Here is an 11,399-nt window from a genome sequence, read left to right as displayed (position 1 = left end):
TACCTAATTAGACTTTCTCCCTCCAGAGATTACCAGCAACACCCTAACAACAAACAACATGAAAACGATAACAAGCATGACAGCATGCGGCCTGCTTCTTGCCGGATACGCAGGAGGCGAAGACCCATTGGTTCCCGTGGGAACACTCAACGTTAACCAGAACACCGTCCGAGAGGGCGTATCTCCACAACTATCCTGGGAAATTGATTACCCATCGGCAGTGACTACCGTGATCGATATCGAACCCGACGACGACATCGTCACAAAATGCAAATTACGCGTTCAGGTCTATGTCATCGGCGTTGGTATTACCGACCAGTCTGGTCGCGAGTACCCGGCCAAATCCTATATTCACTACTCCTCTAGCGGCTGGCAGCATATCTACACCGGTGTAGGAAGTGACGTAAATCCGACCAGGATCTATGACGATAGAATTGTCAATGCAGGTGAGAGAATTCGCTTCTGCGCCAAACTGAACCAGAGCGGCTACGACTATTATTACAATCCCTCGGACAATATCGAGGTACTTATGGATGGAGATTCGCCTCCTAACAATGCCGCCGGATATCAGCATCAGACATCGGCCTCCGAGTACATGCGCCCGTACATCAAAAACGGCAAGCTTGCCCTCGGCCCACTAGACATCATCTATGCGGCAGAACTTACCCACAGTGATCCAAACCATTATGGTTTCGACTTGCAGGACACCATCATCCTAGTCCGATTCACCAAGGTTAATAACTAACAAGCAAAACGCGAATCTCTATCACCACAACCCACCGTGAAAACAATCACCACACTCGCCATTGTCGCTCTTGCCCTTCCTTGCTTAGGCGAGGAAGACAAGAGTGCCCCAAAACCAGTAGCAGCCACACGACCACCTTCACACAAGGAATTGGCCAAAACCCGGAAGGAGCAGGAAATCGAGCGATACGGTGAAGAGCGTAAGCCCATCAAGCCACTGGTGAATATCAGAAAACGTGATCTCTTTGCCATTTCCACCCTGTTTTCATACCGAGGCTACTGGGGTATGGTGCCAAAGAATGCGGTCATCTATGTCCCCCCTCATTTGAAGGATAAGATTGTACAAAAACCTAAAGGCAAGTTACTACACTGGCCCCTCTTTCTACAGAAAAACGGCGGGTGGATCCACACTCATGAGGTGTCCATGGCCCAAGCCAAGGGAAAAGAGAAAGTCGACCAAAAGGCAATCGAAGCCTATAAAGGTCTTAATAAAATCGTGGTCGCCACCTACCATCGCCAACCGATCACCGTCAAAGCTGAGGCCCTTCTCCCCCCAGAGGATCCGAACAAAGCAACAGTAGATCCGAAAAACGGAAATAAGAAACCGAATAAACTCGGCCCCCAGTAAACCCACATCACTGAACCAGCCATGAAAAAATCATTTATCACCCTTACCTGTACGTTGTGTGCATTTGGTCTGACACAAGCCGACGATCGATATACCAACGAAATCAGGGTAGAACACGAGGACGGCACTCAATACACATTGATCGTCGACCCTGAAGGCACCCGCATCGACACACGAGGTGTGTTGGGAAGTGTGCGCTACAGCCTCTACACCATCAAAAACGAGGACAACACCCCCTACTTCCTCGATGAGAAAACGGTCTCAAGTTACCATCCACAATCAACGATTAAGATCACCAGCGGCGATCCCTACGAAGCAATTCCCCGCACCCGGGTCGACAAGCCTTTCACAGTAGAATACGTAGTCACCGGTTTGGTTACTGATGATGATGACGTTCAGGATGCTGCCAAATCGGTTGTCTTCGATCACCGCCACACTGTCTATGACGCGGGAGGCACCGAGGTACCGGAGAACGCAACCTGGGAAGTCCATGACCATGACGCCGTGACGGCAAACGGTACACATCGGATCGCAAATATTTACACTCAGATTCAGTCGACCAACCTCCCTGATGCACGAGGAGAGGAAATATTTTCCATCTATTCGAACCCCGACTGGGGTATAGCTCCCGACGCCAGTTTGTTAGCCACCAAACGTGTGCAGATCTGGCCGATCGCCAAAGGATCCATTTCCGGTATCGATCCTACTATTGAATACGCTAAAATACCAAATGTCACTGTGGATCTGACTGACCTTTACCCCTCCAGCACGACTTACTTGAGGGTCTACAAGGGTGCACCCAACGCTAACCCAGCTGAGGTGCTCAACATAAACACCAGCTACGTCAGTATCAATGATGCCATCCCTGTTGACCGTAATTATGTGTTGGAGGAGCTCGATTCCAAAGTCCCTGAAGACGGCACCTACACCGTTGAACTCATCCATGAGACTCCATGGGGCGCAGACTTGCTCGATCAGACTTACCCTCTAAAAATAAAACGCAGTATCAAAATTAACGGAAACGTAAATTCCTCGGAATAGACCTCTGCCCGCAAATCGTTCTCATAAAAAGCCCCGCTGCCATCAGGCAACGGGGCTTTTGTTTGATTGGCTGCCACGCCAACAATCGCATCGACTATGGTTTGGGTGGCAAGATACCAGCATCACCAAGTTGCTGTGTACCTGATTCAAGTGGCTTGGGCCGCACGATGTCGGTACGCAATGGCTTGAAGGAATCGCTATGGGAGTCGACTCGGAAGGTCAACTCATCAAGGTCACGGTTACTTTCTGAAATCTGCCTGCGGATGGTTTTCTGCTCATTGCGGATCGCGGCGAGAATTTCGAGCAGGGCGTCGTCGCGAGAGTTGCCCGTTTCCATCACCAAAGGGATGATCGGACGTTGTCGGGGCGCGATGTCAGAAGCAGCCAGCGTCACCGGTTGGTTCGGCTCGGGCGTGGGCACAACCTCGTAGACGGGTGTTTCAGCAGGTGTGGTTCTTGTAGGCAGCCCCTGCTCCACGAGAGTGTTCACCTGGTGGCGGTGTGTTGCTGTGATACCAATCATGACGCCCAGCGCCAGAGTGGTGGTTGATAGGGTGATTGCGTTCATGGGTTTATTGCTGAGGTAAGGATGATAGTAATTGTTGTAAACGGCTGATGGCCTCGGCCGCCTGCTTTTCGTGGTCCTCTAATTCCGCAGTCGATGTTTGCAGCATCGTTCCGACAGTGTCTTTCTGCGCGTATTGCAGGGCGGGATCATATCCTGGCTCCGCAATACGGATGGCATTGAGTCCATCGCTATGAGGAACCAGAACAAATGGTGTGATTGAAAGGTCGACGGTGTTGCCGCTTCCGAGTGTAATCGTCGTCTTGTAAGGTTTGAGTCCAGTCGGTGCCGGTGCAAATTTCCAACCGGCAGGTGCTGGCGTTATCGGTTTGGCTGGCCACGGGGAATAGACCTTCACCGCACCCGGCTGGTTTAGGGCACCGGATTTCCCGGTAGATTTCTCGATATGGATCTGGATCCCCTCATCAGCTGTCTTGTGAGTAGTTCCAGATTTGGCTGCGGGACTTTCAACACCTGCAGGCTTGTCTGAGGGCTCGGTTTTTTTCTCAACACCACCAGCCTCACTGGGCTGTGAGCCCTTCGTGATTGCTGCACCATTTTTCGACACGGTTGTTTTTGATGCCGCGCCGTCGGTGAGGTCGACCAATACCGTGTTATCGTCTTGTGTTGCCGCTGATCTTGGAACTGTCTGGGCCAAAATGTTAGAACATAAAAGAGGCCCGAACAATGCAATGGCTACCAAGTAACTTGTTCTGGATATTCGTGAAATTTTCATGGGAACTATTTAGTTTTCAACTTTGATCACCGATGAGCTGTCGGGCAAGGAACCCGATTGGCTGCCCTGACCGTGATTGTATGGTAACGAGGGACTGTCGGCCCGGAGCGCAGGTGCTGGCACCGTGTTTTCCAACAGCCTGTTCCAGTCCTTCAAGATCGCCTGCCCCTCTTTGCGCAGGTTGTTCAAGTTGCGCTCATAGACCATCAGGCGCCCCATCACATTACGTGCCTGGGCTATATCCTGAGGCGTCCAGCGCATGGTTCTTGTCTCGTAGAGAACAGGCACGTTGAGCACGATTTTCTCAAGCTCCCCATCGCCGGAGTCAGCACTGAGAATGTGTTGCACCTTCAAATTGGTGGATTCCCAACCCAAACCCACATCGGACGCACTTTTGCCGGCATCGGATTTGGCCAGTATGCCGGGATTGACCGCAACCGGGCTTGCCGCGCTTGTGGGTTCGGCTTTCGTGGACAAAGGTTGCTCCCCCGGCAGGCTGCTGTCGGAAGGAACCAGGGATGCTTGTGGTGATTCAGTTCGGTTATCGGTATGACCGTCAGGTTTTACTGTTGGATCGTTTACGCTTGCGGCAGCACTTGCCGTGACCCCGGTCTGTGGGGGCTGCTGATCGACCCCTGCACCATGACTTTGGGTGATCACGGGTTTGGTGACATACATCCAGCAAAGCAGAGCAGACAGGCATGTGCTTATACCTAACAACCAGGGATACGCCTTGTCGAGCTGGCTGGTTGGCCGGCCCTGGCCCTTGTCATCACAGTCTCGCACCCGGATCTCGGCACGAGGTGATTCTTTTTCTACCAGAACGATTTGCTCAGTAGGAATAGGCTCTAGTGGAACTTTCATAGGTTGGAAAAAGGAAGTGGGCGGTTTATCAGCAATGCTCGCAGGCTATGGCGTGCTTGATTCCCCTGTTGGTTTATTACTGGCTTGCTCGTTCGGTGGTTTGATTGCCACTGCACGCGTCACAACTACCCGATGCGAGCGCGGAGGCATTTTGACCATCGTGAGGCTGTTTCTGGTAACACTGACCTGCCTGATCATTTCACCCTTGGTGCAATAGGCTTGCACGCCAGCGACCACATCAATCTCCCCGGTTCGGCGAGCCACTCCAATCCCGTCGGAGCGGTAAATCTCATATGTTGTAAAACTATCCTCATCCGCACTGCGGCAATATACACGAATATCTATGCCGTCACTGTAAACACGATAGATAAGTGGCGAAATGACCACGGGCATCGACTCACCTGTTTCCACCCTGATTTTTGAGTTGAGCTTGTAGTGGCCGATGAAACGAAATGTTTCGGGCAATTGGGCTGGGCGATCCTCGGCGCAGACAGTCGCGACCAGCACTGATAACAATACAGTCAGTATCAGGTTGGTTCGTATTTTGTAGTGCTGCCTCATATTGATCAGTTTTCCATTAGCCGCCAACATCCCAGAGTCCGTCATCAGTATCTCCAGATGGGTCATAATTGTTTCCGCCACCATCGATCAAGACAGGAGGAGATACTGAAACTTTCACCGTGAGCGTACTACCGTCCAGTGCCTCGGCAGTGGGCAGGGATGTCGAGTTATCAGACAGATACGGAATCAGCTTGGCTGCGGTCAAGGAGCTGACGCTTTCTGTGGGATGCTCGGCGAGATATGTCCGCTGGGCGTTGTAGACTTTGCGTAGCTGCTGAGTTGCCTCAGTGGCCAGTTCCCATTCCTTGTAGCCGTTGACGGCAAACATCGACATACCGATCAATGTCATCAGCATGACGATTACCACGGTGATCTCAATCAGTGTTAGACCCCGCTTGATACCGACGATGCAAGTAGCCCTGCTCTCTCTATGGATGTGCTTTATCAACATTCCTGCAATAGAGTAGCACACTAGCTAGGCTTGAAAATAAAAAAAACTTAAATATCAGGGTATTTTAACCCCTTTTATGGGTATCTTGAGGCCTGTTTAGAGGCCTGTCTTGAGTTCATTGATCGTATCCATGATTGTCGATTTCAGCGTCTCATTCTGCCAAAGTTTCATGACACCAAGGCCCGCAGAGCATATTCCTATGAGGGCAAAAAACCTGAATACCCACATATAGGTAAAGCTTTTACCACTTGGGGCGATGCGTTTATTATACCAGTTTTTCCCTTCGACGACATGTGTCGCGTGCATGATATGGCAACTTCGCAACTGGGCAATTACTTGCTCGGCGAGTTTGTTGTCTTTAATTACAATACGGTGCCGGTAGTCCCCCCCTTTGTTCTGATCCAGATCAGACACCGTTGTGCCAGCAGGCAAGCCCTCTTCGGGAAGCCTGAGCGTGAAGATGTGCGTCTCATAAATGAAACGCTCCTTCAACCATCTGTCTAACTTGGTAAGTTGCATGGAAAGGGAAAAATATTTCTATCATCCAGCCCGTCAGTTCTCTACATCGCTTCCTGCATCATTTGTGGTCCCATCATGAAGATGGGCATGAAGGTTCCGAGGAAAACTGCCGCAATCAGCATCACCGCGATGATCATCACGATCAGACTGATGAACTGGCTGAAATCGTCCATCAATTGCTCGGCATCTTCCTCAAACATCTCGGACAACATCGCCAACTGGGTGTCCAGGGATGCTGATTTCTCACCGATCGCCAGCATGTGAACCACCTGGGGGTCCACCGAGGTGTATTTGGCGAATGCCGAGGACAGGGGGACCCCCGATTTTTCATACATGTCCGCCGCTTTCAGCAGTTCAGCGTAGAAGGGGGTTTTTTTCACACTGGTTGCAGCCACCCTCAAGGACTTCGCCAGGTTGATTCCGTTGGAATAGAGCAATCGGATGGTCGACAGCATCGTCATCTGGCGCAGACTCATGATCATCGTCCTGACCACCCTGAATTTCGCCATGGCCAGGTTGGTGATTGTATTTTTGACCGGCGTTGATTTCCAAATCGTGATGACGATCGCCAGCATACCCAGCACCACCATCGGCCAGATTTTCCGGACCACGTGGCTTACCTCGAAGGAAAGCTTCACCAGGCCCTTCGCCTCCATGCCGGACATCATCTTTTCCACCTGCGGTACGATTTTCACCTGCGAAGCGATAAACGCGCCCATCAGAATAGGTATGACGATGCAGGGCATCATGATCAACTTGCGGATTTTTTTCCGGAAGAACATGTCGCTTTTAATCCGTTTTCCCAACTCGGAAAAGGCTGTGTCGAGCTGACCGGCGTCCCCACCCGCCTGGATCAGACCGATCGTCATGTCATCGAACCGCTTGGAGTTCCTGAATGCATCATGGATGGGTATACCTTTGTTGACATCCGCATGGATTTGATTCAGGGAGGTCACCAGATCCTTGTTAGGGTGTCCATGGGCGTAGTATTTAATCGCATCAGCCGTGTTGATCTGGGCGCGTAACATCGAGGCCAGCGAACGGAACATCTGAACCAACTCCTTTTTTTTGAACGGCTTGACCTTGGGCGCAAACAAGCTCGACTGCGGCTTCGGCTTTGCGGCTGCGTTGGGTCTGGCACGTACGGTGTTACGTGGTATGGTCGTGGCTTCACTCATTGGCTAACATCATCATTCATCCGTGCTCATATCGATCATCTTACCAATCGCGGCTAAATCCGTCTTGCCCTCCCGTAAGAGCTTCAAACCGTTGTTACGCAGGTTGGGCAGGATACCTTCTTCCTGGATTTTCAATTCCAGTTCGTAGGGTGTGATTTCACCCTTTGACAGCATATCAGAAACCTTGGGGGTGATCGGAATGATCTCCAGAATAGCCGTCCGCCCCGCATACCCTGAGCCATGGCATTCCTGGCATCCATCCGGCAGGTGGTTAAAGACCGGTTGTTTGGCCCACGACTCATCCAAACCATAGATCGCCCGGTCCTTGTCACCAATACCGGGCGCTTCAATTTTACAATAAGGACACAGGATCTTGATGAGACGCTGGGCACAGGCGGCTTTCAACGTCTGGGCAATCTTCCACCGTTCAATTCCCAATTGTTCAAAACGCTCGATGATCTGGGATGCACGGGGAGTGTGGATGGTGGTGAGTACCTTGTGACCTGTCACCGCTGCCTCAATGGCCAATTCAGCGGATTCGATATCGCGCACCTCCCCCATCAGGATAATGTCGGGGTCACTACGCATGAAGCTGGCGATCATGGGCTTGAACTCCCCTGGGTGCTTCAGGTCACAGTGGGTAACGCCGGGAATCTCATCCTCAACCGGGTTCTCCAAGGTAAGTATGTTCACGTCCGGCGTGTTCATCTCACGAAGAATGGCGTTCAGTGTGGTGGATTTACCGGAGCCGGTTGGGCCACTCATCACGATAATTCCAGCCGGGATTTTCATCACCTTGTCCATGGCTAACAAGGTAGCGTCATCAAAGGCAAGGGAGCCTTTACCGAGTGTCACATCAAGGTGTCCCTTGTCGAGCAGACGCATGGTGATGTGATAACCACGATAGGTGCGGTGACGCTCGTAACGGATATCGATGGGGCGGCGGTAATAGGAAATGGTAAAGCGACCGGAAATACCCGGTGTCGTATTACGGATTTCCGCAGGCAGCTTCATCAGATTGAGAAGATAGGCATCGAGCCGGTCCTTGAGCTTCATGGGCAGCTCTGTTTTCTTCCCGATGTCTCCATCCACCCGGAATGCGTAATAGAATGACTCCTTCTCGACTTTGAAATGGATATCGGACGCGCGCTGCTTAACGGCACTGGCCATGATCGTTGCGATCAACTGGGCCATGGGCTCTTCGTAATCCTTGGTGACGTTGAAATCCTTGATCTTGTCATCCGTGTCCTCTACCTCGATGGCCTCAAGCTCATCGCGGCTAGGACCGGCATTGCTCGCAACCGCCTCGATAGACCGACTGATTTCCGAGGTCAGTGTGACTATTTTAACAATCTCAAAATCGGGAAACCGCATCGCGATGTATTCATCAGCCGCCGGGTTCCAGGGGTTGGAAATGGCGACAATGATCCGGTGCTCGTCAATGCAAAGCGGCGAAAATCCGCCACGGGTCAGGACCGACGGATCACATTTTTCCAACAACGAGCTCTCGCAAAACTCGGCCACTTTCGGGAAGAATGGCATGTTGTTGATTTTGGCAATCGCCGACATGAACACACTCTTGGTGACCTTGGCCTCAATTTGGCCCGGATCGATGTCCTTGAGTGAGGCATCATGCTCCTCAAGGGTCTGCATGATACGCCTGCTGATCAGCGAGTTGAAACGTATGCCGTCATATTCGATCATGACCCCACCCCCTCTCTAAAGTGTTTCTGGCACATTTTTGCCCACCCCACATAATCAAGCCTGATGACACTGATGATCGGGCGAATACCGGCCTTTGCCTTGACGTAATCCATGATCGCCGCAGAAATGGCATCCGCGAAATACGGGTTGATCGTTGCCACGGCGAGAATGTCGAGGTCCTCTGCGTAGGCAATGGGCACCAGCATCAAACGGCACAATAGCTCCATCTTCGGATTCTTTTCGTAAAACGCTGTGGGAGGTATCAACCGACCGGCAAAGGGAATACGCGTCGGTACAAACGGCAACGTGTGAGCCATTTTCGAGGAAATCATTTCGACACTGGCATCGAGCATATCTCCACCACCTGCCCGTAGACGGGCCAAACAATCGATCGGGTCAGAACCTTTCCCAGCCTCCCAGTTTCGGCGCACCTTGGCGGCAACCTGGCTACAGTCCTCGGCGGAAGCCAGATTGTGCTGCTGCATCATTGCCAGCGTGCGGATCAGGGCATGCTGCAGAGCCATGGGAACCTCCTGGGCCACCGCAGCAAAATTGCTGTGCTGGGCCGGGGCTGGCTTAGGAGGAGTTACAGGGTGGGCCGTTTGGTCGGGCACTAATGGTAATGCCTCCTCATTTGCGTATTGAGGTTTGGGGTTCACGTAAGGGTAGGAATGTTGATTAGCGTTGCGGGTAGTAGGGAGCCTGTTTCGGCTTCATACCACGGATGGTGCGGCGGAGGTTAGGCTCATGTGCAGGCCCGGGGTTTTCATCCTCCACCCAATCATACTTGGGCTTGATTTGGGCTCCTTTACGAAGTCGCGTGGTGGTCTTGTCATTACTTGCCACACACGAAGGGTTATAGGATGTGGGAGTAACGACAAAAACCAAACTCGATTGCTCTTTTTTCGTCTGCTTCGACTTAAAGAAGAAATTGAGAATAGGAATATCACCTAACAAGGGGACTTTATTCTTGGATTTGCTTTCGAGCTCTCCATAGAAACCACCAATCATCAGGGAGTGACCGTTAGGTATCCTGGCGATCGACTGGATGGTAGCCTCACTAACACGTGGGTATACGTTACCGGATGGTCCTTTGATATTTTCTACAATTTGAGCATTCCTTGGGCGCATGTGCATTCTGATGGTTCCGTCAGGTAAGAGGCTTGGAGTCATCGTAATGGTCACACCAATCTCACGTGTTTTATCGGGATCCGTTGAATCCCCCTTATCAATGGTGTAACGCACTTCATCCGTAGTCGTTGAACCGGACGTTGTTTCGTTCACGGTGGAAGTGATGATCGGAACACGGTCGATCAGCGAGATACTTGCTTTCTCGTTATCCTCTGTAATAACCACCGGATTGGATTTTTGGGTCACAAGGTTCCCATCGTTCAGCGCCCTTAACACCCCACGCAATTGCAGAGGGCTGAGAACGATGTTGCTGTTGTCGAAACTAGGGCCTGTCGTCGTTGTACTTCCCGTGGTAAGGCTTGCCTCCGGTAATCCAAACAAGGCATTCAGGCTTCCGGCAACATCGATGCTGGTTCCTGTCGAGCCGAGCGCCGACTCCCAATCAACACCTGAGTTCTTTCCAACAGCGCTGTTGATACGGAGAATCTTCACCTCGACGACAATCTGGCCTTTGGGTCTGTCTATTTTACTGAGCAGGCCTTCGACCATTTCAATGTGGGTCAAAGTATCGATGACAATGATTGTATTGGTCTTCGGCTCGTAGTTCACAATACCACGACCAGCCGTGAGCATGGGCTGGATGAGAGCCTTGATTTGCTCGATGTCCGTTGGGCGCAAGTACTTCAAGGTATAGGTCCACTCCTTGGCGGGCAATTTTTCCAACTGCTCGTCCATCATCGCATAGACCGTGTTGCCTTTGACATACATCCGCAAGCCATACTGGAAGCCCAGCTCCTCCATTTGCTTCAGCGAGCTTGCGTCACCATTGAGGTGGCCCGTGACTTTGTAATCATCGGTGTTGAGTTTGTTGTTATGGAAATACTGCTTGCCTGCACGCTTTGCGAGCAACTGGAAGATATCGTTGATATTGGCATCCTTGATCAGGAAACCACCATCGTCTTCAGCGATAGGATTATCATCGGCCTCCACTGCGCCAGCCTGGTCGTCAGCTGCCGCAGGCGCTGCGGGATCCACCACAGGTGGTTTTGCCACCACAGGATTATCTGACGGCCCATCCGGGGAATCGACTGGATCTCCAGCACCAGCCGGATTGACTGCTCCTGCCGGATTGGCTGCTCCAGGACCAAGCTTAGGTGGAACAACGCGAACCACAGTAGCTTCTTCATCCTGGGCTAGCGCCATGTTGGCAAGGGATGCGGCTACCAGTCCACAAAGTAGTGTGATGGTTTGTTTTTTCATGATGTGTAAGGGTGTGT

At 51.7% G+C, this 11,399-nt stretch carries 13 protein-coding genes; 3 read left to right on the top strand and 10 right to left on the bottom strand.

Annotated elements, in window-relative coordinates; genetic code table 11:
• Window positions 1-58: 58 nt before the first annotated feature.
• From H7A51_19110 to H7A51_19100, 3 genes are read left to right on the top strand one after another with little or no spacing between them, the layout of a single operon-like run.
• The gene (locus tag H7A51_19110) at window positions 59-745 is read left to right on the top strand and encodes a hypothetical protein (protein ID MCP5538329.1); all 687 of its coding nucleotides are present in this window, start codon (window positions 59-61) and stop codon (window positions 743-745) included.
• A 36-nt stretch (window positions 746-781) separates the two neighbouring features.
• The gene (locus H7A51_19105) at window positions 782-1,372 is read left to right on the top strand and encodes a hypothetical protein (GenBank protein ID MCP5538328.1); all 591 of its coding nucleotides are present in this window, start codon (window positions 782-784) and stop codon (window positions 1,370-1,372) included.
• 21 nt (window positions 1,373-1,393) lie between these two features.
• Complete coding sequence (locus H7A51_19100) at window positions 1,394-2,413, top strand: hypothetical protein (GenBank protein ID MCP5538327.1); 1,020 nt, start codon at window positions 1,394-1,396, stop codon at window positions 2,411-2,413.
• Between the two features lie 94 nt (window positions 2,414-2,507).
• On the opposite strand, the gene H7A51_19095 is transcribed toward H7A51_19100, so the two are convergent.
• The 10 genes from H7A51_19095 to H7A51_19050 form a co-directional block, all read right to left on the bottom strand.
• Window positions 2,508-2,981, bottom strand: a complete 474-nt coding sequence (locus H7A51_19095) for a hypothetical protein (GenBank protein MCP5538326.1) — start codon at window positions 2,979-2,981, stop codon at window positions 2,508-2,510.
• A gap of 4 nt (window positions 2,982-2,985) precedes the next feature.
• Complete coding sequence (locus H7A51_19090) at window positions 2,986-3,714, bottom strand: hypothetical protein (GenBank protein ID MCP5538325.1); 729 nt, start codon at window positions 3,712-3,714, stop codon at window positions 2,986-2,988.
• A 9-nt stretch (window positions 3,715-3,723) separates the two neighbouring features.
• Entirely contained in the window at window positions 3,724-4,578 is an 855-nt protein-coding gene (locus tag H7A51_19085) for a hypothetical protein (GenBank protein MCP5538324.1), read from the bottom strand.
• Window positions 4,579-4,623: 45 nt separating this feature from the next.
• Complete coding sequence (locus H7A51_19080; protein MCP5538323.1) at window positions 4,624-5,205, bottom strand: hypothetical protein; 582 nt, start codon at window positions 5,203-5,205, stop codon at window positions 4,624-4,626.
• A complete protein-coding gene (locus tag H7A51_19075) occupies window positions 5,156-5,590 on the bottom strand; it encodes a type II secretion system protein (GenBank protein MCP5538322.1) in 435 nt (144 codons plus the stop codon). Before H7A51_19075 ends, H7A51_19080 begins: the two co-directional genes overlap by 50 nt.
• Window positions 5,591-5,686: 96 nt before the next feature.
• Window positions 5,687-6,109: a hypothetical protein gene (locus H7A51_19070; protein MCP5538321.1), complete on the bottom strand. Its 423-nt coding sequence runs from the start codon at window positions 6,107-6,109 to the stop codon at window positions 5,687-5,689.
• A gap of 41 nt (window positions 6,110-6,150) precedes the next feature.
• Complete coding sequence (locus tag H7A51_19065) at window positions 6,151-7,287, bottom strand: type II secretion system F family protein (protein MCP5538320.1); 1,137 nt, start codon at window positions 7,285-7,287, stop codon at window positions 6,151-6,153.
• 12 nt (window positions 7,288-7,299) lie between these two features.
• A complete protein-coding gene (tadA, locus tag H7A51_19060; protein ID MCP5538319.1) occupies window positions 7,300-8,991 on the bottom strand; it encodes a Flp pilus assembly complex ATPase component TadA in 1,692 nt (563 codons plus the stop codon).
• Window positions 8,988-9,650 carry a hypothetical protein gene (locus H7A51_19055; protein ID MCP5538318.1) on the bottom strand — a complete coding sequence of 221 codons (663 nt, stop codon included), beginning with the start codon at window positions 9,648-9,650 and terminating at the stop codon, window positions 8,988-8,990. The genes tadA and H7A51_19055 overlap by 4 nt, the downstream gene beginning before the upstream one ends.
• 19 nt (window positions 9,651-9,669) lie before the next feature.
• Window positions 9,670-11,382 (bottom strand): hypothetical protein, encoded by a 1,713-nt coding sequence (locus tag H7A51_19050; GenBank protein ID MCP5538317.1) that lies wholly within the window; start codon window positions 11,380-11,382, stop codon window positions 9,670-9,672.
• Between the last annotated feature and the right edge of the window lie 17 nt (window positions 11,383-11,399).

The sequence above is a fragment of the Akkermansiaceae bacterium genome (assembly GCA_024233115.1).
Classification (GTDB): Bacteria; Verrucomicrobiota; Verrucomicrobiia; order Verrucomicrobiales; family Akkermansiaceae; genus Oceaniferula.
The sequence above is the reverse complement of the archived record's forward strand: the minus strand, read 5'-3'. Positions and strand labels throughout refer to the sequence as shown.